The organism is Microbacterium sp. UMB0228 (assembly GCF_002871415.1).
GTDB lineage: Bacteria > Actinomycetota > Actinomycetes > Actinomycetales > Microbacteriaceae > Microbacterium.
In genome coordinates this window covers 239904-263791 of sequence record NZ_PNFU01000002.1, presented here as the reverse complement: position 1 = coordinate 263791, position 23888 = coordinate 239904, and the positions used below count along the sequence as shown (strand labels likewise).

At 71.1% G+C, this 23888-nt stretch carries 19 protein-coding genes; 6 read left to right on the top strand and 13 right to left on the bottom strand.

Annotated features, from left to right (window positions below; genetic code table 11):
- Positions 1-4: 4 nt before the first annotated feature.
- The 3 genes from CJ226_RS05410 to CJ226_RS05400 all read right to left on the bottom strand — a co-directional run bounded on the left by CJ226_RS05410 (position 5) and on the right by CJ226_RS05400 (position 3120).
- Positions 5-910 carry a carbohydrate ABC transporter permease gene (locus CJ226_RS05410; protein ID WP_102208547.1) on the bottom strand — a complete coding sequence of 302 codons (906 nt, stop codon included), beginning with the start codon at positions 908-910 and terminating at the stop codon, positions 5-7.
- The gene (locus tag CJ226_RS05405) at positions 907-1812 is read right to left on the bottom strand and encodes a carbohydrate ABC transporter permease (protein WP_062633348.1); all 906 of its coding nucleotides are present in this window, start codon (positions 1810-1812) and stop codon (positions 907-909) included. The genes CJ226_RS05410 and CJ226_RS05405 overlap by 4 nt, the downstream gene beginning before the upstream one ends.
- 66 nt (positions 1813-1878) lie before the next feature.
- On the bottom strand, positions 1879-3120 hold the full coding sequence (locus tag CJ226_RS05400) for an ABC transporter substrate-binding protein (protein ID WP_102208546.1): 1242 nt from the start codon (positions 3118-3120) through the stop codon (positions 1879-1881).
- 187 nt (positions 3121-3307) lie between these two features.
- Between CJ226_RS05400 and CJ226_RS05395 the strand changes: the two genes are divergently transcribed.
- The 5 genes from CJ226_RS05395 (at position 3308) to corA (ending at position 9268) form a co-directional block, all read left to right on the top strand.
- Positions 3308-4477 (top strand): ROK family transcriptional regulator, encoded by a 1170-nt coding sequence (locus tag CJ226_RS05395; protein WP_102208545.1) that lies wholly within the window; start codon positions 3308-3310, stop codon positions 4475-4477.
- A complete protein-coding gene (locus CJ226_RS05390) occupies positions 4474-5493 on the top strand; it encodes a Gfo/Idh/MocA family protein (protein ID WP_102208544.1) in 1020 nt (339 codons plus the stop codon). The genes CJ226_RS05395 and CJ226_RS05390 overlap by 4 nt, the downstream gene beginning before the upstream one ends.
- Positions 5490-6512, top strand: a complete 1023-nt coding sequence (locus CJ226_RS05385) for a Gfo/Idh/MocA family protein (protein ID WP_102208543.1) — start codon at positions 5490-5492, stop codon at positions 6510-6512. Before CJ226_RS05390 ends, CJ226_RS05385 begins: the two co-directional genes overlap by 4 nt.
- A 667-nt stretch (positions 6513-7179) precedes the next feature.
- Complete coding sequence (locus CJ226_RS05380; protein ID WP_102208542.1) at positions 7180-7974, top strand: SDR family NAD(P)-dependent oxidoreductase; 795 nt, start codon at positions 7180-7182, stop codon at positions 7972-7974.
- A gap of 292 nt (positions 7975-8266) precedes the next feature.
- Positions 8267-9268: a magnesium/cobalt transporter CorA gene (gene corA / locus CJ226_RS05375; RefSeq protein ID WP_025104158.1), complete on the top strand. Its 1002-nt coding sequence runs from the start codon at positions 8267-8269 to the stop codon at positions 9266-9268.
- A gap of 69 nt (positions 9269-9337) precedes the next feature.
- Here corA and CJ226_RS05370 read toward each other — a convergent pair whose 3' ends face one another.
- Positions 9338-11521, bottom strand: coding sequence for a S8 family serine peptidase (locus tag CJ226_RS05370; RefSeq protein ID WP_102208541.1), 2184 nt, complete (start codon positions 11519-11521; stop codon positions 9338-9340).
- A 152-nt stretch (positions 11522-11673) separates the two neighbouring features.
- Between CJ226_RS05370 and CJ226_RS05365 the strand changes: the two genes are divergently transcribed.
- Positions 11674-12201 carry a hypothetical protein gene (locus tag CJ226_RS05365; protein WP_025104159.1) on the top strand — a complete coding sequence of 176 codons (528 nt, stop codon included), beginning with the start codon at positions 11674-11676 and terminating at the stop codon, positions 12199-12201.
- A 180-nt stretch (positions 12202-12381) separates the two neighbouring features.
- Here CJ226_RS05365 and CJ226_RS05360 read toward each other — a convergent pair whose 3' ends face one another.
- The 9 genes from CJ226_RS05360 to CJ226_RS05320 form a co-directional block, all read right to left on the bottom strand.
- Positions 12382-14124: a DUF11 domain-containing protein gene (locus tag CJ226_RS05360; RefSeq protein ID WP_102208540.1), complete on the bottom strand. Its 1743-nt coding sequence runs from the start codon at positions 14122-14124 to the stop codon at positions 12382-12384.
- Positions 14125-14158: 34 nt separating this feature from the next.
- Complete coding sequence (locus CJ226_RS05355; RefSeq protein WP_102208539.1) at positions 14159-14830, bottom strand: hypothetical protein; 672 nt, start codon at positions 14828-14830, stop codon at positions 14159-14161.
- Positions 14831-14907: 77 nt separating this feature from the next.
- Positions 14908-15501 carry an exosortase/archaeosortase family protein gene (locus CJ226_RS05350; RefSeq protein WP_102208538.1) on the bottom strand — a complete coding sequence of 198 codons (594 nt, stop codon included), beginning with the start codon at positions 15499-15501 and terminating at the stop codon, positions 14908-14910.
- Entirely contained in the window at positions 15501-16859 is a 1359-nt protein-coding gene (locus CJ226_RS05345; protein ID WP_102208537.1) for a glycosyltransferase family 2 protein, read from the bottom strand. Before CJ226_RS05345 ends, CJ226_RS05350 begins: the two co-directional genes overlap by 1 nt.
- Complete coding sequence (locus tag CJ226_RS05340; RefSeq protein ID WP_102208536.1) at positions 16859-17083, bottom strand: LPXTG cell wall anchor domain-containing protein; 225 nt, start codon at positions 17081-17083, stop codon at positions 16859-16861. The genes CJ226_RS05345 and CJ226_RS05340 overlap by 1 nt, the downstream gene beginning before the upstream one ends.
- Entirely contained in the window at positions 17083-18177 is a 1095-nt protein-coding gene (gene wecB, locus CJ226_RS05335) for a non-hydrolyzing UDP-N-acetylglucosamine 2-epimerase (RefSeq protein WP_257996527.1), read from the bottom strand. Before wecB ends, CJ226_RS05340 begins: the two co-directional genes overlap by 1 nt.
- A 110-nt stretch (positions 18178-18287) precedes the next feature.
- Positions 18288-20384, bottom strand: a complete 2097-nt coding sequence (locus tag CJ226_RS05330) for a DUF11 domain-containing protein (RefSeq protein WP_102208534.1) — start codon at positions 20382-20384, stop codon at positions 18288-18290.
- 103 nt (positions 20385-20487) lie between these two features.
- On the bottom strand, positions 20488-21909 hold the full coding sequence (locus tag CJ226_RS05325) for a sigma-70 family RNA polymerase sigma factor (protein ID WP_180964540.1): 1422 nt from the start codon (positions 21907-21909) through the stop codon (positions 20488-20490).
- A 117-nt stretch (positions 21910-22026) separates the two neighbouring features.
- Entirely contained in the window at positions 22027-23556 is a 1530-nt protein-coding gene (locus tag CJ226_RS05320; RefSeq protein ID WP_102208532.1) for a DUF5979 domain-containing protein, read from the bottom strand.
- Positions 23557-23888: the final 332 nt, after the last annotated feature.

Genomic DNA, 23888 nt, shown 5'->3' with positions numbered 1-23888 from the left:
CTTCTCAGCCCTTGATCCCGGTGCCGGTGACGCCCTCCTGCACGTACCGCTGAGCGATGAGGTACGCGAGGAAGATCGGCAGCAGCGCCACGACGGAGCCGGCGAGCATGGTGCTGAGCGGCACATCCTGCTGCTGCAGCGACGAGATGCCCACGGTGAGGGTGAACATCGAGTTGGACTTGGCGATGATGAGCGGCCAGAGGAAGTCGTTCCAGTGCCAGAGGAAGACGAAGATCCCGAGCGTCGCGAGGATCGGCTTGCACAGCGGCAGCACGATCCGCAGGAAGATGCGGAACTCGCCGGCCCCGTCGATGCGGGCGGCCTCGAAGAGCTCGTCGGGAAGGCCCTGGATGAACTGGCGCATGAGGAAGACGGCCTGCGCGTTCGCGAGCGTCGGCAGGATGAGGCCCCAGTAGGTGTCGATGCCGCCGAGGTTCGCCATGAGGATGAACGTCGGGATCAGCGTCACGTGGAACGGCACCATGACCATCGCCAGGAACGACCAGAACATGACCTCCTTGCCGCGGAAGCGCTTCTTGGCGAAGGCGTATCCGGCGAGCGCGGAGAGGAACAGCACCGCCACGACCGACACGAGCGAGTAGACGAGCGTGTTGAACAGCCAGACGAGGATGTTCTGCCCGGCGAGCACCTGCTCGTACGCCTCGAACGAGATGTCGTTCCAGGGGAGCAGCGAGCCGGGGAGCTCGACGAGCATGCCGGGCTTCAGGCTCAGCACGACCATGGCGTAGAAGGGGAAGAAGCTGAGGATGCCGGCGATGCTCAGCCAGATCCAGCGGACGGCGATGCCCCAGCCGGTCGGCTCGAGCGCGCGGAACGAACGGCGCTTCCGCGCGGCGGGACGGGTCGCGGGCGGCGTCGTCTGCGTCGGCGGCTGCAGGAGGGCGGTCATTTCTGCTTTCCGATCACGAGGCGCTGGATGAGGGCGACCACGAGGGTCATCAGGAACAGGGCCACGCCCACCGCGGCCGCGTAGCCGTAGTCGAAGTAGCGGAAGCCCTGGTCGTAGAGCATGTAGACGAGGGAGTAGCTGGCATTCGCCGGCCCGCCCTGGGTCATCACGTAGATGACGTCGAAGACCTGGAAGGCGGCCGTCGTCTCGATCACCGCGAGGAAGAAGAAGGTCGGGCGCAGGTGCGGCAGGATGATCCACCGGAAGCGCTGCCAGGCGTTCGCGCCGTCGACCAGCGCCGCCTCCTCCAGCTCGCGCGGCACGTCCTGCAGCGCGGCGATGAGGATCATCATCCCGTAGCCGAACCGGGACCAGACCCCCACGACGACGATCGCCGGGATCACGAGCACGGTGCTGCCGAGCCAGGAGCCGCCGAGGCCGAGCGGGGTCATCAGCGCGGACCAGGGACCGTTGGCGGAGAAGATCCAGACGAAGATCGAGCCGGCCAGCACGAGCGAGGTGATGACGGGGAGGAAGAAGATCGAGCGGAAGAACCGGGCGCCGCGGAAGGCGCGGCGCACGCCGAGGGCCATGATCGTCGACAGCACGAGCGCGATCGGCACCGCGAAGACCGTGTAGATGAGGGTGGTCCCCAGCGCCCGCCAGAACAGCGGGTCGGCGACGAGGCGCTGGAAGTGGTCGAGGCCGCGCCAGGCGATCTCGCCGGAGATGTCGTAGTCGAAGAAGCTCAGCGCCACACCCGCGATGCTCGGGCCGAAGCGGAAGGCGATGAACAGCAGGAAGGCGGGGAGCACGAACAGGAACGCGACGCGCGCTTCCCGTCGGGCGAGCACCCGGGCGACCCGTCCTGCGGGCTTCGGCGCCGTGGTGGCCGTCGTCATTGTCGATTCCTCACGTGGGGGGCGGGAGAGGGGGCGTGCGGCGGGTACCCGCACGCCCCCGGGGTGTCACTTCTGCAGCAGCGGGGCTGCGGCGGCCGCGGCGTCCTTCAGGGCGTCGGCCGGGGACTTCTGGCCGAGCAGGGCGGCCTGGATCTCCGGCGAGAGCACGCCCATGAGCGCACGAGAGCTGGCGTCGAGCTCGCCCACCGTGGTGTCGGGGACGTACTTCTCGACCTCGCCGAGGAGCGGGTCGTCGGCGTACAGCGGCTCGGTGGTGCTGAGCGCGGAGAAGTAGCCGGCGGCCTTGAGGTACGGCTCGACGACGTCGGCGCCGGTCGCGAACTCGGCGAACGCGGCCGCGGCCTCGGGGGCCTTCGAGCCCTTGAGCACGGACAGCGAGCCGACGGTGCCGTAGGCCACGGACTCCTTGTCGGTCAGCGGCGCGAGGACCTTGACGTTCTCCTCGCCCCAGAACGGCGCGACCTCGGTCACGGCGTTGTTCCAGGTGCAGGCGACCTTGCCCTGGGCGATGGCGGTCTGTTCCAGCGGGACGTTGGTGGTGAGGGCCTCCGGGTCGAGCGCGCCCTCCTCGGCCAGGTCGGTCAGGAACGTGAGCGCCTCTTCGCCGGCCTTGCTGTCGAAGCCGACCTCGCCGTCCTCGGTGTAGACCTCGCCGCCGGCCTGCCAGAGCAGCGGGTAGTAGGTGAGGTTGAGGGTGTTCTCGGCCGACGCCGGGTAGTTGAGGGCGTACATGCCCTTGTCGATGAACGCCGGAGCCATCTCGGCGATGTCGTCCCACGTCTCCGGGTACTCGGTCACCCCTGCGGCCTCGAACGCGGCCGCGTTGCAGATCAGCGGCTGCGCGCTGGTGAGGATCGGGGCGCCGAGGATGTCGCCGCCGAGCGTGACCGACTCCTTGACGTTGGGGAGCAGGTCGCCCTGACGCTCCTCGCTGAGCAGGTCGTTCAGCGGGGCGATCGACTTCTGGTACGCCGCGAGCTGGTCGGGGATGAGGTAGACGACGTCCGGTCCCTTGCCGGCGGCGATCGCCGTCTGCAGGGCCTCGTCACGGTTCGCCCACGGGAAGATCTCGTACTTCACGTTGACGTTCTCGTTCTCCTTCTCGAACGCCTCGATGGTCGAGTCCCAGAAGTCCTTGTGCACCGCCTCGTCGGCGATGACGGGGTAGAGCCAGACCGTGATGTCCTGCTCGCCCTCTGCGGTGTTGCCTCCGCCGGCCGAACATCCGGCCAACAGGGTGGCGGCCGCGACTCCCGCGACGACGCCGGTGATCTTGCTGACGCGCATGGTGCTCCTTTGCGTAAACCGTGCTGAGTACGGTTCATTATGACATTGGCTTTGGATAATTCGTCAAGCACAAGTTCTCAGAGCCTTGTTTCGGCCGTGTTTCTCGGGCCGTGAACAACAATCCCCGATCTGAGAATCGGGTGTGCTAATTTGATCGCACCAACGGCGGAGACGAAGGAGGGACCCGATGGGCGCGACCAGTCCGCTCTCGATCGTGGCGCGGTCCGCACTCCGGCTGCGCGACGCCGGACCGGCGACCGTCAGCGACCTCTCCCGGTCGCTCGAGGTCTCCCGCACCTCCGTCGAGAACGCCGTGGCGGTGCTCTCCGACTCCGGACTCCTCGTCGACGCCCCGGCGCAGATCGGCGGCGGCGCGGGGCGCCCGGCCCGCCGCTACTCCTTCCACGCCGCGTCCGGTGTGGTGGTGGGCGTGGACATCGGCGTCGCGAGCGTGCGCGTCGTCGTCGCGGACCTCGCGGGCGTGGTGATCACCCAGCGGGCGTTCCCCGGCGTCGCGGAGCAGCCGGACGGCCCGGCCAAGCTCGCCGCCGTGATCGACGACATCCGGGGCACTCTCGCCCCGCTCTCGCTGCCGCGGACCGGCTTGCGGGCGATCGGCGTCTCCTTGCCCGGCATCGTCGACGACGACGGACGGGTCACCACCTCGGTCGTCATCCCGGAGTGGTCCGGCATCGACATCGGTTCGCAGCTGCGCCAGGCGTTCGGCTGCCCCGTGGCGGTCGACAACGGTGTGCGGCTCGCGGCCGTCGCGGAACATCACCTCGGCGTCGCGCAGCTCGTCGACGACGTGATCTATCTCTCGGTCGGCAACCGCATCGCCATGGGCCTCATCCTCGGCGGCCGCCCCCGGCGCGGCATCCACAACGCGGCGGGAGACATCGGCCGCCTCGCGTTCCGCGGCCTGAACACCGAGACCGGGCAGATCTCGTGGCGCACCGCCCCGACCGCCGCCGAGGTGTTCGCCCTGGCGCGCAGCGGAGAGCAGACCGCCCGGGAGGAGCTCGACGGCTTCATCGACGAACTCGCCCATGGGATCGCGACGCTGATCATGACAGTCGATCCGGCCATGGTCGTCATCGGCGGCGGACTCTCGGCCGCGCACGAGCAGCTGCTCGACCCCCTGCGCGCCGCTCTGCCCGGCCACCTCGGTCTGCCGTTCCAGGTGCCCGTCGCGGAGGCGCGGCTGGGAGCGGAAGCCGCCGCCCACGGCGCCGTCGTGCATGCGTTCCAGCGGCATCCCGGCGACATCTACGGCATCGAGGACATGCCCGCCCCACCGATCACCCCCCTGCCGCACGACCCCGCGGCCGGCGACGACCCCGAGGAGAAGCAGTGAGCACGTTGAAGGTCGGACTCATCGGCGCGGGCGGGATCTCCCGCGTGCACGCCGACGCCTGGCGGGCGCTCGGCGTGCAGGGCTTCGTCACCTCGAAGGAGGGCGCGGAGGAGATCGCCGCCGAGTACGGCTTCGAGGTCGTGGCCGACGTCGACGCGCTCCTGGAGCTGGTCGACGTCGTCGACATCGTCACCCCCAGCAGCACCCACGCCGACTTCGCCCTTCGGGCCATCGCCCGCGGGGTCGACGTGATCTGCGAGAAGCCGCTCGCCGCGACCGCGGAGGCCGCCGCCGAGGTGACCGCCGCCGCAGCCGCCGCGGGAGTGCGGCTGTTCCCCGCCCACGTCGTGCGCTACATGGGGGAGTACGGCCGGATCAAGGCCGGCATCGACGCCGGGCAGATCGGCACCCCCGCCGTGCAGCGCTTCCGTCGCCTGGGCGCTGCACCCCAGGCCCCCTGGTTCTTCTCGGAGCGGGCGGGCGGCGGCGTCATCCGCGACCTCATGATCCACGACATCGATCAGGCGCTGTGGTTCGCCGGGCCGGTCGACAGCGTCTACGCCGTGCAGAACCCGCCGACGGTCGACGACCGCGTGCCCGCCCCGGTCACGGCGCATGTCGTGCTCACCCACCGCAACGGGGTCATCAGCCACGTGCACGCGAGCTGGGTACAGCCCGGCATGCCGTTCCGCACGAGCGTCGAGGTCGCCGGTTCCGAGGGGCGCCTGCGCTACGACAGCGCCGAGGACCACACGCTGCGCACCGACGCCGTGCTCGTCGAGGGCGCGACCGACTACCTGCCGCCGATGTCGCCGGAGGAGAGCCCGTACTACGCGGAGATCGCCGACTTCGTGGCCGCCATCGCGGAAGGACGCGAGGCCGCCGTCACCCCGGACGACGGGATCCAGGCGGTCGCGGTCGCCGAGGCCGCCTACGCCTCGATCGCCTCCGGAGCCCCGGTCGCCCTCCCCGCTTCGTCCCCCGCCGTCGCCGTCGCCGAGGAGGCCACCCGATGACCGCTCCCCGTCCGCTGCGGATCGCCGTGCTGTCCTTCGCGCACACGCACGCCCTCAGCTACGTGCACGCGCTGCAGCAGATGCCCGGTGTCGAGCTGATCGCGGCCGACCCCGACGGCGCCTCCGCCCCGGACGACGCTCCGCGCGGTGCCACCCTGGCCGCGGAGCTCGGGGTGGCGTACGTCGAGACCTACGACGAGGCCTTCGCCTGGGGTCCGGACGCGGTCGTGGTGGCCGCCGAGAACTCCCGTCACCGCGCCCTCGTCGAGCAGGCCGCCGCGGCCGGCGTGCACGTGCTGTGCGAGAAGCCGCTGGCGACGACGGTCGAGGACGCGATCGCGATGCGCGACGCCTGCGACCGGGCGGGCGTGCTGCTCATGGTGGCGTACCCGGTGCGATTCTCCCCCGCGGTGCGCGACGCCGTCGCCGAGCTGCGCAGCGGACGCCTCGGGAAGATCCTCGGCGTCACCGGCATCAACAACGGCAAGCTCCCGCAGGACCGGGCCTGGTTCACCGACCCCGCGCTCGCCGGCGGCGGTGCCCTGGTCGACCACGTCGTGCACTGCGCCGACCTCCTCGACGAGCTCCTGGGTGAGCGGGCGCAGACCGTCCGCGCGGTGTCGAACAGCATCCTGCACGGGGAGCGCGACCTCGCGGTCGAGACCGGGGGCCTCGTGACGATCCAGTACCCGAGCGGGGTGATCGCCACGATCGACTGCTCGTGGAGCTGGCCGCTGAGCTCGCCGACCTGGGGCGGCCTCACCCTCGAGGTCGTGGCCGAGCGCGGGACCGTGAGCGTGAGCCCCTTCGCGAAGGGCGTGGCCGGACACGATGTCCACGGCGAGACCTGGACCCCGGTCGGGGCCGACCTCGACGCCCTGCTGCTCGAGGAGTTCGTGCAGGCTGTCCGCGCGGGCCGTCAGCCTCAGCCCGACGCCGGTGTCGGCATCCGGACCGTCGAGATCGTGAAGGCCGCGCAGGAGTCCGCGTCCCGCGCCGGTACCCCCATCCCCCTCTAGCCCCCGCCCCCCACCCCTCGCCCGCGCGGGATCGAAAACGCTCCCCTTTCGGTCTCCCCCGGCACCTTTCCCGTCCCGCACGTACGGGGGCCCGCGCGTGCGGGGGCCCGCGCGTGCGGGGGCCGTGCGTGCGGGATCAATCCCACCCCTCCCGCGCCCTGCCCCGGCACCTTTCCCGTCCCGCACCCTTCTCCGCGCCCGGAGTTCCCCCTCGCGGGATCGAAAAAGCTCCCCCCCCCTCCGCCTCCTCAGGAACGTTTCCCGTCCCGCACGCGCGTCCCAGATCTGGGCTGCGCTCCGTCCGTTCCTCCGCCGTCCCCGCCCCCCCCACCGCGCGGGATCACTCCTGCACCTCCCCAGCCGTTTCCCGGCACCTTTCCCATCCCGCACCGTTCTCCGCGCCCCCAGTTCCCCCTCGCGGGATCGAAAACGCTCCCCCCTCCGCCTCCTCAGGGACGTTTCCCGTCCCGCACGGGCGTCCCCGACTCTCGGTGGGAGATCACACCCGCGCCTTCCGAATCACCCAGGCGGCCCGTTTCCCATCCCGCACGGGGACGGTGCGCGCATGCCGGAGTCCCAGGCCCTCGCGTCCCGGAGCGAGCGGGCGGGCATGAAACCGGCGCTGCGGGCGTTGCACCGGAGGTCGCAGCGACACGGAGGAGACAACATGCGCATCGACCTCGCCGGGAAGACCGCCCTCGTCACGGGTTCCACCCAGGGCATCGGGCTCGCCATCGCCACGACCCTCGCCGATGCGGGCGCACGGGTCGCCGTCAACGGCCGGAACCCCGAGACCGTGTCGTCGGTCGTCGCCGCACTGCAGGAGGAGAACCCGGACCGGAACCTCGTCCCTGCTCCGGGCGACGTCACCACGGAAGACGGCGCCGCCCAGGTGCTCGCCGCCACCGGAGACGTCGACATCCTCGTGAACAACCTCGGCATCTTCGGGGCCACCCCCGCGCTCGACATCTCCGACGACGAGTGGCGCCGGTACTTCGACGTGAACGTGCTCGCCGCCGTCCGGCTCATCCGCGCGACCCTGCCCGGCATGACGGAGCGCGGCTGGGGTCGGGTGCTCGACATCGCCAGCGACTCCGCGGTCGTGATCCCCGCGGAGATGATCCACTACGGGATGTCGAAGACCGCGCTGCTCGCCGTGTCCCGGGGCTTCGCGAAGGAGGCGGCCGGCACGGGCGTGACCGTGAACTCGGTGCTCGCGGGGCCGACCCACACCGGCGGCGTGGAGGACTTCGTGTACTCGCTCGTGGACCCGGAGCTGCCGTGGGAGGAGGCGCAGCGCGAGTTCATGCGCGTGCACCGCCCCCACTCCCTGCTGCAGCGGCTCATCGAACCGGAGGAGATCGCGAACATGGTCGCGTACCTCGCGTCCCCGCTCGCCTCGGCGACGACGGGCGCCGCCGTCCGGGTCGATGGCGGCTACATCGATGCGATCGTCCCCTGACCTTTCGAATCGCGCACATGGTGGCATCTGAGGCCGGAATGGGGCCATTCGGGCGATTCGAAACGGAGGGGTAAGCTGGCCCCCGGAGGAGCACGGAAAGGCGGTGATGGCGATGTCCGACGATAGTAACGACGCCGCCCTCGCTGCGTCGCGCTTCCCCGCACTCACGCGTTGAGCTCCTGCTCCGCGTCCGCGCCTCTCGCCTCGCAGTCATCGGCGGCGTCTCCCGCCCCCTGACGAATCCGCACGCGAGACAAGCGTCTGCGTGCGCCCGCGAGAACGGAGCCGCATCATGGCGCTCATCGACAACGGCGTGTACGTCCACGGACGTCGCGTGGAGACCCCGAAGAACCTGGACGAGACCTACCGGATGCTGGATGCCGCCGGCGGGATCGCGTGGATCGGCCTGTACCGACCGAGTCCCGAAGAGGTCGCCTCCGTCGCCCGCGAGTTCGATCTGCATCCGCTCGCCGTCGAGGACGCGCTCTCGGGGCATCAGCGCTCGAAGGTGGAGCGCTACGGCGACACCCTCTTCGCCGTGCTGCGCCCCGCCCGCTACCGCGACAAGGAGGAGTCGATCGAGTTCGGGGAGCTGCACCTGTTCATCGGCCCCGACTTCGTGGTGACGATCCGCCACGCGGAGTCGCCGAACCTCGCCGCGGTCCGCCGCCGGATGGAGGCGAACCCGGAGCTGCTCGCGATGGGACCGGAGGCTGTCTTCTACGCGATCCTCGACGAGGTCGTGGACGAGTACGAGCCCGTGGTGGCGGGCCTGGAGAACGACATCGACGAGATCGAGGACCAGCTCTTCGGCGACAGCGACGACGACGCCCTCTCCCGCCGCATCTACGAGCTCTCCCGCGAGGTCATCAACTTCCAGCGCGCGGTGCACCCGCTGAGCGGCATGCTGGAGTGGCTGCGCCGCGGGTCGGAGAAGTACCGCATCGACGAGGAGCTGCAGCGCTCTCTCCGCGACGTGCTCGACCACACGATCCGCGTGAACGAGCGCGTCGACTCGTTCCGCGCGATCCTCGAGAACGCCCTCACGGTGCAGTCGGCGCTGGTCGCCCGGCGGCACTCGGAGGCGGGTCTGGCGCAGAACGACGAGATCAAGAAGATCTCCTCGTGGGCGGCCATCATCTTCGCGCCCACGCTCGTCGGCACCGTCTACGGCATGAACTTCGACGTGATGCCCGAGCTGCACTGGGCGTTCGGGTATCCGATGGCGATCGGGGCGATGGCCGCGTTCGCGGTCGGGCTCTATGGGGTGTTCAAGTACAAGAGGTGGCTCTGACACGCAGGCCGTCACGCCGGTTCAGGCTGTCGCTTCCACAAAGCGCCTGAACCAGCGTGACCGCCTGTCTCATCGGACAGCGATCACCGGGAAGGCGGGCTCGTCGCCGGAGGTCGCGGGGATCTGCAGCTGGGCCTTCTCCGCCGAGTCCAGCGTAAGGGTCCATCGCAGCCCGCGAGCCGTCCGCTCGACCTCGCCCACCGTCGGCACCGGGATCTCGGCATCCGCGAACGCCGTGAGATCGATGTCCACGACCGCCCGTCCGCCCGCTGCCCCGGCGTTGGCGAGGTCGAGGAGGATGAGCGTGTCGTGCGCGGCCCCCGGCTGCGGGGAGAGCTCGACCGAGTAGCCGATCGCCGACTTCGTGTGCACCGAGAACCGCACCGGCGCGGTGGTGGCCGAGGTGTCGCCGCCGACGATCGTCCTGGCCACGACCTCGTACGTCCCCTGCGTCAGCGGCGCATTCACGGTCCAGGTGCCGTCGTCGCGCACGGTCACGAAGCGCAGGAACGGCGTGAGCTCCCCGTCGCGCACGTCCACGCGGACGCGCGATCCCGGGACGCCGGTGCCCGAGATGGTCGTCGTGGTCGCGGCGACGGTGGTCCCTGCCCTCGGGGCGAGGATGGTCGGCGTGGCCGGAGAGGTGCGGATGACGAGGGGAGCCCTGGCCTCGCCGGCGATCAGCGTGCTCGGGCCGGCCGGAGCATCCGCGGGGAGGGGGAACACGGTGGCGAACCGTCCCTGCGCATCGGTCTGCACCGGCACCATGCTCGAGCCGATGCGGAGCTCGACGGTGCTCCGCGGCGGATGTCCGCTGCCGGTCACCCGGAAGGGCTGGCCGGTGAGCGCCACGCGGGAGTAGACCCCGACGGCGGGGACGGAGGCGCCGATGTCGGCGTCCATAAGTCCGGCGCCCACCCGATCCGGTCCCTCGTCGGCGACACCGTCGGCCGTGGCCCTGATGCGACGTGTGACCTCGTCGGGAGTGAGCGTCGGATCCGCCGCGAGCATCCGAGCGGCGAGCCCCGCGACGTGCGGCGAGGCCATGGACGTACCGGGGAACAGGGCGTAGATCGAGCCGTCGTCCTGGCGGGTCACCGCGGACCAGACGACTCCGGGGGCGGTGACGGTGATCTTGCCCGCTCCGTAGTTCGAGAACCCGGCCCTGACGACCGCGCCGCTGGTCTCGTCCTGATCGGCGGCCGCGACGGAGATCACGTCCGGCAGACCGGCAGGGGCCTTCAGGCACGATGAGTCGACCGAGCGCGGCTCCGGGGCCCCGTCGTCCGGGCTGAGGACGTCGGTGGTCATGGTGGCGAGGTCCTGGCTCTCGTTCCCCACGGCGGCGACGTTGACGACGCCCTGCTCGTGCGCATAGGCGTACGTGCGGCGCAGGGCTTCCAGCGCGGCGGACTGCGTCTCCTCCCCGGCGCACCAGACGTACCAGGGGTCGACGAAGTAGCTGTGGTTCACGACGGGGATGTCGTGCCGGACCGCCCACATCGTGGCGCAGATGCTCGCCTCGGGGTAGATGTGCCCGGTCTGATTGTCGACCTTGATGGCGGCGACGCGCGCGTCCGGGGCGATCCCGCGGATGCCGGAGCCGTTCGCGGCGCCGGCGATGCTCCCCGCCACGTGGGTCCCGTGGGCTCCGACGAGCCCCGCGGCCGGCTGCCATGCGACCGGCCGGGTGTCCGGAACGCCGTTGATTCCGCAGCCGACGGAGAGCGCGGGGTCGATGCGGTCGGCGAGGTCAGGATGTCCCGCGTCGATGCCGTTGTCCGCGACCCCGACGACCACGCCCGCGCCGCCCGGGGTCGTCGCGCCGACGGCGACCGTGTCCCACGCGGTGCCCTCGGCGGGCATGGTCTCGGGCTCCTCCGTGACCCCCGCTGCCGACACCGCGGGTTCGGGGAGGCGGTCCGGCGTGGTCGACGTGCGGGTGGGGCCGACGGACTGCACCCACGGCTGAGCGCGGAGCTGTGCCGCGAACTCCCCCTCGGGCGCCCGGATGACGGCGACGCCGATCTCCGGGTACGAGATCAGGAGCGTCCCTCCCGCGTCGGCGACGGCCGCGCGCAGCGTCTCCTCGCTCGGACCGCCGGGGGCGGTGTTCACGACCCAGTTCAGGGCCGGGGCGTCGGGGGCGACCTCCGCCGCCGCCGGGAGTGGCGACGACGGGATCGCCAGGGCGAGAGCAGCACCGACGGCGAGCGTTACGCCGATGCCACGGGAGAGGGGACGACGGATCACAGCAGCCTGCCTTTCGAACGCGGCCGGGGGCCGTCGAGTCGGGATGGTCCGGTGAACAAGAGGCGGCGGGGGCGGATCGATTACGCGCGTCCGGGATTCCGGTCGCGGAAGAACCAGGGCCCACGGCGGGCGAGATGCGCGAGACTGGAAGCATGGCGCTCGATCTCCTCCTGTCCCGCATCGTCGAGAGCGGTCTGCTCGAAGACCCCGTCTCCGAGAACGGTCTCGTCTACGGCCGGGCGAGCCTGGATGCGGCCGGCACCGTCGTGAACGTGAACGTCGACCCCGAGCTGGAGGGCGACGAGACCGCGGAGGACCTGGATCCCGACGAGCTCGTCGCGGCCATCGCGCGCGTGCTCTCGATGAGCGAGAAGCGCTGGCGGGCGATCGTCGAGGAGGTCGCGCTCGACATCGAGGATGCGGTGGAGGACGAGCCCGTCGTCGAACAGATCGACCTGCGGGACGACCTCGAGGCCACCTCGGTCGTCGTGTTCGCGGATGCCGTGCTGCTCGCGTTCGTCGCCCCCAAGCAGTTCCCGGAGTCGCGCATCCTCGTGCAGCTCGATGAGGAGCTGGAGGTCGACGGCATCGAGGTGCGCGAGCCCGACGGCACCGAGGTCATCGACGTCGACACGCTCGACGAGCTGATGGACCTCATCAGTCGCGCCGACCGGGACTGACGCCGAAACAGGCATTCACGCAGGAACAGGCGACACCGCCCGTGGCTGCCTGACCTCGCGCGAGTGCCTGAGACCCCGCACACACGCGGAAACAGGCGAACGCGCGGAAACAGGCGAACGCGCGAGCACAGGCCACCCCCAGAGGAGGGGCCTGCACCCGCGCGTCCGCCTGAGTGTCGGCTAGCGCGCGCTGCCGTAGTAGCTGACGTTCGGGAAGGCGAAGCCGTCGCCGTTGCCGTTCCAGACACCGGTGAAGGTGATCACGACCGTCTCACCCGAGGCGAGGGGTCCCTTCCAGTCGATGCTGTCGCCGCTGACGGTGACCGTGCCCCGGTTGGCCGTCACGCTCGACGGGTTCCAGCTGGAATCGTCGAGGATGCCGGCCAGCGTGTACGCGATCTCCGCGTTCGCGGAGTCGACGTTGCCGTTGTTGCCGAACTCCATCCGGTACGTCACGGCCTGACCCGGCGTCGGGTCGGTCGGGTTCGAGTTGAACGTGTACTGGAAGAACTCGCGCTTGACGGTGTCGGTGTCGGTCGCGCAGACGTTCGCCGCGTTCCCGGCGACCGCGCACGCCTGGTTGGTCAGCGCCCCGGGAGGAGCCGACTGGTTGACCTTGGCGTTCACCTTCAGCGTGACCGACTGCCCTGGTGCCAGCGTGCCGAGGTTGGCGGTCACGGTGCGCCCGGAGGCACTCACCGTCACTCCCGACGGACCGCTGCCCGAGACGAAGTCGAGACCGGCCGGGAGCGGGTCGCTGACCACGACGTTCGTGGCTGCGCCGTCTCCGGTGTTCCGCACGACGATGTCGTACGTGAGGTCCTGACCGAGCTTCACGTCACCCTGACCGTCGTTCTTGCTGATGGTCAGCACCGGCGTCGTCTTCGTGGTGATGGTGGTGTCATCCCAGTCACACGCCTGGTTCGTGGAGGTTCCCACGGCGCACGCGGTGTTGCGCAGGTTCCCGATCGGCGTCGCATCGCCGACGGTGGCCTTCACGGTGATCGTCGAGGACGCCCCGGGAGCGAGCGACGTGATCGTCCCCTGGACGCGCTGCCCGGTGACCGAGACCGTCCCGGTCGTGCCGGCGGTGTACGCCGCGGTGATCCCGGTGAGCCCGGCCGGCAGGTCGTCGCTGACGACGACGTTGCTCGCCGCACCGGTGCCGGTGTTGCGCACCACGATGTCGTACGAGAGCTGGTCGCCGATCACGGCCGTGTCGCGGTGGTCGTTCTTGTCCACCGTCAGCGCGGGCGCCGTGGGCTTGTCCACGTCGATGTCGATGCTGTGCAGGTCGCTCGGCACCTTCGTCCACGACGGCACGAGACCCAGGAACGCGCCCTTCGAACGCATGCTCAGCTGGAACTCGACCTTCGAGACCGTGCCGTTGACCTGGACGGTACCGGTCTTCGCGGCGAAGGAGGTCGAGGTGATCGTGTTCGACGTCACGTCGAGGTTCCCGCTCACGCTGCTCAGGCTCACGCCGGAGGTCTTCAGCGTGTACTTCGCCGACGACTGCACGACGCCGCCGATGGAGTAGACGTCACCGCCGAGGTTGGCGAGGGTGATCTTCGGGTTCGTGACCTGCTGGCCGAAGTCGATCACGACGTTCCCGCGGACGCACTCGATGCCGTTCTTGCAGGGGTATCCCTCGTTGAGGCCGATGACGTTGAGCCCGAGCTCCCCGCCGTCGCGGACCGTGGCGAGGTTGACGACGTCGCCCGAGCTCTTGATCTGCACCTTGTCGGTGGTGGTGATGCGGGCCGTCGCGCCGGCGGCCGACGCGGTGCGGGTGTCTCCCGATCCGCTCCAGCCGTTGACGTCGGCCGCCGAGGCGGCGGAGGCACCCGCGAGGGCGCCCGCCGCCAGAGCGGTGAGCACCCCCACGGTCAGCGCACCCCGAAGAAAGGATGTCTTCTTCACAGGTCTCTCGTCCTCCGTCTCTGTCCGGCGCCCGTCACCGGGTCGCCGAAGGACGACGGCGCAGCGCGAACGCGCCCGCGGCTCCGACGGCGATCACACCGGCTCCGGCCAGCCCGACGGCCGGGTCGGCCACGGGCACCGGGGGACGCTCGGCGAAGGTGTGGCCGTAGTTGTAGGTGAAGCGGTGGTCGTCGGTGAAGACGCCGCCGGTGTAGAGCACGGTCGCGCTGTTGGTGATCTGCGGACCCCAGTAGTCGGCGTCGACGGTGAACGTCGCCATCGGGGTCACGATGCTGGTGCCGCCGTCGTGCGTGACGTTGAACGTCCAGACGACGTTGCCTCCGACGAGCTGACCCCCGGCGGTCGCCGACACGAAGGTCGTGTGCGCCGGCACGGGCAGGATCACCTTGTAGACGCCGTCGATCTGCTCGTCGTTGACGAGCTGCACGATGGCGCCCTCCTTGATCTCCGACCCCGGGGTCACGCCCGTCTGCGCCGTCTGCGTGGCGCGGCCCAGGTAGCCCCGCGTCGAGGCCTGACCGTCGACGTCTTCCGTGCTGCGGACCGAGGAGACCCCACCGCTCGACGTGGTGCTCGGGGAGTCCGGCTCGTCGGCGGCCATGGCCCCCTGGGCGCCGAGGAGCGAGCCCCCGACGATCAGCAGGCCGACACCGGCGCTGCACGCGGTCTTGAGGATGCTCTTCATGATGAAGCCTCTTTCTTGATGTGGACACGACGAGCAGAGTGCTTCGCCGCGAATGAGACGGAGGGGCAGAGGGTCGATTACGCCCGCGGACGACGGGTATACCGGCGCTGCGGTGCACGGACGCCGATGATCAGGAGCATGACGACGAGTCCGACGACGTAGCCGAGCACGCCGACGAGCGACCCCACGAAGACATGGCTCACCTTGTAGCCAGGATCGAGACCCCAGGTCTGGGTGGCCCAGCCGATCAGCACGAGCCGCAGCATGTTGACCGCGAAGACGATGCCCCACATGGCCGCAAGCCCGCCGAAGAGCCGGCTCCACCGCACGCGGGTGAAGGCGAGGATCACCGCGGCGACCACGGTGAGGGGCAGGCCGATCAGCAACGACGTGCACTCGACCGTGATCTGCAGGGCGATCAGGTCGCCGGTCGGGGTCCAGACGAGGTAGTGCTCGCCGATGGCGGCACGCTGTCCCTCGACGAACGGCGAGAGCAGCCAGGTCGCGACGACCGCCTCGACGGCGCGGAAGGAGGCGTTGGCCGCCAGGAGCGCTCCGCCCGCCGCGAGCATCAGCAGCGCCATGACCACGCGCGCGGCGCGGTTCGGCAGAGACACCCGATCCAGTCGGCGGGCGCGGAGGGCGGGCAGGGTTTCGGTGACGGTGCTCATCAGACCTCCACGGCGACGGATCCGTTGACGACGACGTGGGCCTCCGCATTGCGGCGTGTCTTGGCCCAGCCGTTCTTGCGCCGAGCGATGCGCAGGAAGGCCCGCGCGATGCAGATGTACATGTAGTAGACGTAGAGCCACACACCGAGACCCCACCCCAGTGCCGTCAGCCAGCTCGCCTGGGGTTCGCAGCGGATCTTGTACACGAACCCCCAGACCGCGAACGGGGCGACGGAGAACGCGAACAGCAGCCCGAGGACGCCGACGATGTCGCCAAGGGCGACCTGGAAGAGCTCGGGTTCCCGCACCCACCAGCCGACCTGCACGCTGAAGAGGATGAGGAAGGACAGGCCGCCGAGCATCTGGAGGAACGGCAGCACGAGGTAGTACACGGTCTCGATCACGCCGGCGTTGTCGACGAACGGCGACTTCACCACCTCGCGGATGTACTTGACGCACTGGATATTGCCCTGCGCCCACCGGGTGCGCTGCGTGAGCAGACGACGGATCGAGGGCAGCGCCTCCTGGTTCACGTGCGTGTCGTAGACGTGCCGCACCTGGTAGCCCGCGAGGACGACGTGGACGCCCAGCTCGTAGTCCTCGAGCAGGGCGCCGTGCCACGGTTCGCCGAAGGTGTCGCCGATCGCGTCGAGGACGGAGAGCCGCGTGAACTGGCCGTTGCCGCCCAGCCCGACCGTGCCCGTCTTCGCCCGGAGCGACTGCATCGCGGCGATCGTGGTGCGGAACTCCAGATCCTGCATCCGCAGCAGGAATCGCGCGAACCCGTTGGCGAACCGCCCGCCGTGCGGGTAGGGCTTCGGGTCGTCCCGGTTCTTCATCCAGACCGCGATCTGCGCGGCCCCCACGCTCTCGTCGCCGAAGATGTCGTCGGCCGCGCAGATCTCCAGCGCGTTGGGCTCCATCTCGCCGTCCGCATCGATGACGACGATGACGATCCCGTCGTGGTCGGCATCGGCGGGGAGCCAGTCGAGGAGCTGATGATAGGCGGCGTTGAGCGCGTCGCCCTTCCCCGTCCGAGCCTGGGGCCGTCGGCGCTGGACGAGGTGCACGTGCTCGTCGTCCTCGGCCCATCGGCTGACGATCGCCGCCGTGGCATCCTCGCTGTCGTCGTCGATCACCCAGACGTGAGCGCCGGGGAAGTCCCGTCGCGCTCGGGAGACGGTCGTGTCGATCACGGCCTCCTCGTCGCGGCACGGGATGAAGAAGTGCCACTCGAAGTGCGCAGGGTCACCGGGGACGGTCTTCGGATAGCGGAGGTACGGGATGAGGATGAACAGGACGTACGTGACGAAGGCGACGCCCAGCAGCACGGTGAACGCGTTCAGGACCGGCAGCATCAGGGCGTCCTCCCCTGCCCGGGGTCGCCTTCCGGTGCGGTGCTCCGGCGGATCGGGCGGCGGACTGGCGCCGACCGGCGCAGCAGCCGGGTGCGCAGGAGCAGTCCCGCTCCCACGGTCACCGCGATGCCCGCCGCCATCACCCAGGTGGTCATCGATTCCGGCCCGGTGACGGCGAGGACGCCGACCGTGGCGAGCGGGGTGGTCAGTGCGTTGCTGTACATCAGGACTCCTCGGGGCGGGGCGAGACGGTGGCGCGGATGTGCGCCGCGATCCGCGCGGTGGCGTGACCGTCACCGAAGGGCGACGGCAGGGCGGACAACCGGGCGAGGGTCGGCTCGATCGCGCCGAGCAGGGCGGACGCGGCGGGAGCGAGCTCCTGCGGGGTGACGAGCTCGGTGAAGGACCCCAGGGCCTCGGGCCGCTCCGTCGAGTCCCGCACGACGAGGACGGGGCGGCCGATCACGGTCACCTCCTCCTGGATACCGCCGGAGTCGGAGACGAGGAGCGCCGCGTGCGCGGCGAGCGCGAGGAACCGCTCGTAGGGGAGCGGCTCCTCGGCGATCAGGGCGTCGAGGAGGTGCGTGGCGTCCAGCGCCGTGAGCATCGCCCTCGTGCGGGGGTGCACCGGGAACACGACGGGCCACCCCGATGCCGCGATGGCATTGAACGCCCGGAGGGTGGCCAGGAGGCTCTCCGGCGTGTCGACGTTCTCCTGGCGGTGCAGCGTGGCGAGCACGTACCCGGCGGGGGCGAGCCCGAGCTCGGCGAGCACCTCGGCGTCGCCGTCGGCCCCCGCGCGCTGCGCACGCACCGCCTCCACCACCGGGTTGCCGGTGACGAGGATGCGCTCCTCGTCGATGCCCTCGGCGAGGAGGTTGGCGCGGTTCGCCTCGGTCGCGGCGAACAGATCGTCGGCGATGTGGTCGACCATCACCCGGTTGTGCTCCTCGGGCATCCGGCGGTCGTTCGCCCGCAGCCCGGCCTCGACGTGCCCGAGACGCACGCCCGCCGCGTTCGCGGCGAGCGCGGCGGCGAACGTCGCGTTGGTGTCGCCCTGGACCACGACGTACCGCGGTTCGAAGCGCGTGATGGCCTCGGCGATCTGCTCGGCGGCACGCCCGATCTGGGCCGCCCGCGGGAGACCCCCGACGTGGAGCTGGAGGTCGACACGCTCGATCCCGCAGGACCGCAGGAACACCCGCGACATGCCCGGGTCGTAGTGCTGCCCGGTGTGGACGACGTACGCGGCGTCGCCCAGTTCGCGGACGAGAGGGGCGAGTTTGATGATCTCGGGACGGGTCCCGAAGACGATCATGACGGAGCCTTTCGGCAGCGAGACGGACGAAGCGGACGGTGTGGAGTGCATTTCTGGGTACCTCAATCAGCCCTCGGAGGGAGGTCCCCCGTGGCTGACGCGATCAGTGGTTATCGGTGGGTCGCGCGGCGCGCGGAGACGACGAGGAGCAGAGCCCCACCCGCCAGCAGCGCGATCGCGGGGAGGAGGGAGAGCGGCGTGCCGCCCGTCTGCGCGAGTCCTGCCGCGGCGGGAGCGCGGACGACGGTCGCCACGCACGACCACTGCGCGTCGTCGGCACAGGCGTGCGTCGCCGCGAGCGGCGGCAGCGGGGGAAGGCCGGACAGGTCGTCCGGGACGGTGATCCCGGCTTGGACCGCGGCCGCGCGGAGACCGGCGATCATCGACTCGTCGTAGGCGACCGTGGCGCGGTTGACGATGGTGCCCTCCGCATCGCGCGGCAGCTGGGCACGCAGGGTCATCGTGGCCGACTCCCCGGGGCCGAGCTCCGGGACCACCCAGCCCACGCGGTCCTGCACGGCGACTCCGCCGGTCGACGCGGCGATGAACCGGGCGCCGTCCGGGAGGTCGTCGACGACGGGGATCTGCGTCGCGGTGCCGGGTCCGACGTTCGACACGGTGATCGTGTAGTCGAGGATGGAGCCGGCGACCGCCGCGGACTGGGCCACGGTCTTGTCGATCTCCAGCGAGGCGAGCGCGGCCACCGCGGTCAGGGCGCACGCCTGCTGCGGGTCGTCCGGGCACGGGGTGGTCACGGTCGGCGCCGGTGTCCCGGCGGGCGCATCCGCAGGGTTCTGCACGGTGGCACGGTTGAGGAGCTGCGCCTCGTCCAGGCCCCCAGGGGTGGTTCCGGTCACGTGCAGCGCGACCTCGCCCCCGGCGGGCACCTCGGGCAGCGTCCAGCGGACGGTGCCGTCGGCGACCACGCCGCCCTGATCGGCCGAGACAGCGGTCAGGCCCGGCGGCAGGAGGTCAGTCACCGGGACGTCGGTCGCCGGCCCGGTGCCGGCGTTGGCGACGACGAGGGTGTACGTCAGCACCTCATCATGGCCGGCGACCTGCGTGTCGACCGTCTTCGCGAGCGACAACGCCGGCAGGGCGGCGACCGTCGTGGCGGCGCAGGCGGCACCCGCGTCGTCCGCACACGGCGTCGCCGACGTGGGTGCGGGCGTCTCGGCCGGAACGCCGGCGGGATTCTGCACCGTGGCGCGATTGACGAGCGTGCTGCCCGCACCCGCGCGATCGACCGTCCCGAGGACGTGCAGGGTGCTCGTGCCGCCGGCAGGGAGAGCGTCGATCGTCCAGGTGACCGTGCCGTCCGCGACGACGCCGCCCTGATCGGCCGTCACCTCACGCAGCCCGGCGGGGAGGGTGTCGGTCACGGGCACCTGCCGGGCCTCCGCCTCGCCGGTGTTCCGGACCGTGATGGTGTAGTCGAGGGCGTCGCCGGGCGCGGCCGCCGCCTTGTCGACGACCTTCGCGATCGAGAGACCAGCGAGCTGCGGGTCCGGTGTGGCGGTGGCCGTGATCCCGAGGGCGTAGCCGTCGGTCGCGGCCGTCTGCACGCCGCCGAGGGCGAAGCGGGCGACGTCGAAGACGATGCGCGTGATCCCGGTACCGGGGACGGTGAAGCTCCCGCAGCCTCCGGGGCGCGAGGCCGCGACGCAGGAGATACGGAGGTCGCCGCGGACGTAGCCGTCGCCGGCGTCCACGAAGGTCGCGCCGTCGGAGACGACCGCGCGGGTGGCGCCGCCGTCGGCGGAGGCGAAACGCATGCCGTCCGCGATGGAGATCCCGCCGAGCCCGGTACTGCCGGTCCCCGCGCCGAACTCGGCGATGTGGATGGCGGGATCGTCGACGGGGCGGTCGAACGTGATGGTGAGCTGTCCCTCGCCGCACCGCGACGCCGTGCCGCAGTTCGCCTTCGAGTGCACGTCGAGCGTCGCGAGGTCCTTCGCCGAGACACCCGCGGCGTACATCGCGTCCGTGCCGCTCCAGGAGCTCAGCGTCTTGCCCTCGCCGCCGAAGATGCGAGAGCCGCCGGTGAGGGTGGCGGTGGCGATCGTGCCGTCCGACAGCGTGAACCTGCCGGTGTTCGCGTCGACGATGGTCGCCGCTCCCGTCGCGGCGGTGGCGGGTGCGGCGGCAGCGACGGCCCCGAGGGCGAGTAGCAGTCCGAGCACGAAGGCGCCCGATCGTTTCCTCATGGCGATGTGATTCCAATCTCGATCTCTTCATCCGCTGGTCTCCGGAGATGGCGGACTCCTACAGGACAGCGATGCGCAGGGGTGATTACGCGCGGTTCCGAAATCAATCCACGATGACCACCTCGGCCGTCGCGGCCCCGGAGACTCCGGCGATGTTGGACTGCGCGAAGCTCAGGGTCACCGCGGTCCCCGCCGGGACCGGGTACGCGTCGACCAGGAAGCTCGCCTGCCACCGCTCGTTCGCCGCGCACGTCCCCGCCGCGAGGGTGGCGCCGTAGGCCGACACCGTCAGGTCGGCACCGGGTTCGCACGCCACGGTGACGGAGAGCAGGTCGGTGCGCGAGACCTGTCCTGGCACGTCGATGAGGACCGGAGGACTCGGCACGGCCGCCTCGGGGACCGGGTCCGGTGCCGGCTCCGAGGGGGGCGCCGCCGGAGCCGACGGCTCGGATTCAGCCGGAGGCGGCGCGGTCTCGACGGGGGTGGCCTCCGGGGCCGGGGCCGCCGAGGGCGATGACGTCGGCGTCGGCACGGTCCACGTCACGATCTGGCTGGCGGCCGGTGCCGCGACCACCGCGGTGCCGCCCACCACCGTGGCGGCGACGGTCGCGGCGAGGGTCGTCGCGGCGACCGCGGCGACGATCCCGACGGTGGCCTTCGCCGCGGCCAGGCCCGCGACGGGGGTCGCGATCGCGGAGGGCAGCGGAGCCGCGCTCGCGGAGAGCCCCGCGGAGGTGAGCGACTGCCAGATCTGGGTACCGGCCCCCACCGCGATGCCCGCGGGGAACAGGACCGACAGCATGCGCGAACTGGCGTAACGCGCCTCCTCGGCCTTGGCTCGGCAGTCGTCGCACTCGTCCAGGTGGCCGTGCACACGAGCGGTGTCCCGAGGCGTGAGCCGCTGACGGGCGTGCGCCCCCAGTTTCCCCATCGTCCACTGGCACTCCCGCGACGCCGGGGGCCGGGCCGTGACGTGCGCGGTGATCCAGGCCTGACGGAGTCCCTCCCTGGCCCGGAAGGCGAGGACCGCGGCCGCCCGCTCGCTGATGTCGAGGCGCTTGCCGATCTCCTGCATGGAGAGGTGCTCGACCTCGCCGAACCACAGCACGTCCTGCCAACGCTCCGGCAGGGCGAGGATGGCCTGGGAGACCAGGGACGCGTCGAAATCGGCGTCCGCCGCGGCATCCGTGCTGTTCGGGTCCTCCACCGCCTCGATGTACTCGATGGGGACCTCGCGGCGGGCGCGACCCCAGCTGATCGCGAGGTTGCGCATCGTGGCGAACAGGTACGGCTTGAACGCGGCCGTCGGCCCCTTCCCCGCCTGGATCGCCTGATAGATGCGCGTGAACGATTCCGCGACCAGGTCGTCGGCGTCGGCCGACCACCAGTAGCTGCGAGCCACGGCGGCGGCGGCGGGGGCGTATCGCTCCCACAGTTCCGCATACGCCTGCTCATCCCCGCCGCGGACCCGGTCCAGCAGGTCGGCGTCGCGTTCCCTCTCGTCGTCTCTGCGTTCGTCACTCATGGTGTTCCCTTCCCCCGAGGGCATCTGTGGCGAGGTGACGGACCTCGCCCGTGCGTTCTCGCGCCGATGCGGGATGCGGCCGACGGATGTCGGCCGCACCCCGCCCGGCGCGTTGGATCAGCGGTTCCCGCGGCGTACGCGTCGCGCGGCCGCCAGCACACCTCCCATCCCCAGCAGCAGCACCCCGGCGAGTGCTCCCGCGGTCGCGATCTCCCCGCCGGTCGAGGCGAGCGCGTGTCCCGGCGTCGCCGGCGTGGACGGCGACGGCGACGTGGACGGCGACGGCGACGGCGTGGGCACGACAGACACCGGGTTCTGCACGCGCACGACGACGGTCTCGGCGCCGACCGTGAACCGCTCCGGGCTGATCACGGGCGCGCCCCAGGCGGTGCCCCCCACGGGCTCCGGCGCGCGCTCCCGGACGGTGACCTCCGCGCCGACCGGCAGCGCCGGACTCGTCACCGGCGCTCCCGCCTCCAGCGTCAGCACGCCCGCGCCTGCCGGGAAGCCGGAGCCGGCCGGATACGCGTACTCCAGCACGTATCGGGTCCCGGCGGGGATCCGCTCGGTCGCGGCTGCCGGACCGGCGAGGGTCTTCAGCGCCGAGAAACGCCCGACCCGCGTGCCGTTCCCCGTCCCCGAGCCGCCGTGGCGGGTCACCTCGGACGTGACCGTGGACGACGTCTCGGTGCCCACCCGGATCTCGGCGGCGTTGCGGTAGGTGCCGGCCGCGCCGTCGTCCGTCACGCGCGAGAGGTAGTGCACGTTGTAGAAAGCGCCCTCGCGAGCTGTGAAGGTGACGGTCGTGCCGTCGGCGGAGACGGTGTAATCCGCGGCGGGGACCTCGGTGATCGGCCCCGGCACGACGAGCCCGCTGGCCAGCGTCTGCAGACCGGTGGCCACCCAGAGCGACGGGTATCGCTCACCGGCGGCGGATTCGCGCAGGAGCTCCTGATCGGGGCCGATGACGTCGGTGACGACGACCTCCTGACCGGCGACCATGCCCTTCGCCCCCGCGCCGACGGCGACGTCCCACGCGATGGTGTCGGAGCCGTTCTGGTACTCCCCGCTCTTGTAGTCCTCGCGACCGCGGAACTCGCAGTCGGTCGTGCAGAGGAAGGGGTCCGGCTTCACATCGACGGAGGCCGTGACATCGCCGAAGTCGTAGGTCACGGTGGTGGTCTCGGTCACCTCGGTGGTCACGGTCGCCCAGAACGAGAACGCGCCGGAGAGCCCCACGGGATGCTCCGCCACGTACGCGCTGTCGATGTCGCAGACGAGCTGGGTCTCCGTCGTCACGCAGCGCCCCGCCTCTCCACCCGCAGCGTCGAGCAACGGGAAGGCGTCCGGCAGCCCGCGGAGCCCCTCGGGAAGCTCGACGACGAACCCGGCGGGCGCGACGGGATCGTCCGGCAAGGACCAGGCTCCCGTCAGCTCGGCCTTGGTGCCGCTCGCGACGGCGGTCTCCGTGAAGGCGAGAGACTCGACCGTCGCGGGGGTCGTGTACGGCGGTGCCGCCGTCGCGGCGAGGGGCGCGAGCACGGCCCCGACGAGACCGCCGAGGATCACGGCGCCCGCGGCGACGCGGCGGATGATCCGGCTTCTTCGTCCCGAGCGGGGTCGGACGGGTGGCGAGTGGGTCAGCATGTGTTCCTCCGGTGACAGCCGTGCACACGCGACGTGGGCACGGTCGAAGATGAGACACGGCGGGGCCCGACGTACTACGCGGGTTCCGCAGGATCGCGGAGCCCGACCATGCCCGCCGCACGCGTCTCCCCTCCGCGCGGCGTCGCATCCTCCGCCCGCGGCGATGCCGCGGACCTCTCCCCCGGCCCGCAAGGTTCCCCTCCCTCGAACAGGCCGCCCATGACGGTACTCCCCGCGCGGCCGATCACACGCCTCCGGAGCCACGCGTATATCGGCGTTCCGGAATGGGTCCGCTGCGCACGGCCGACGACACGGGAGGTGCGGCGGGCCGG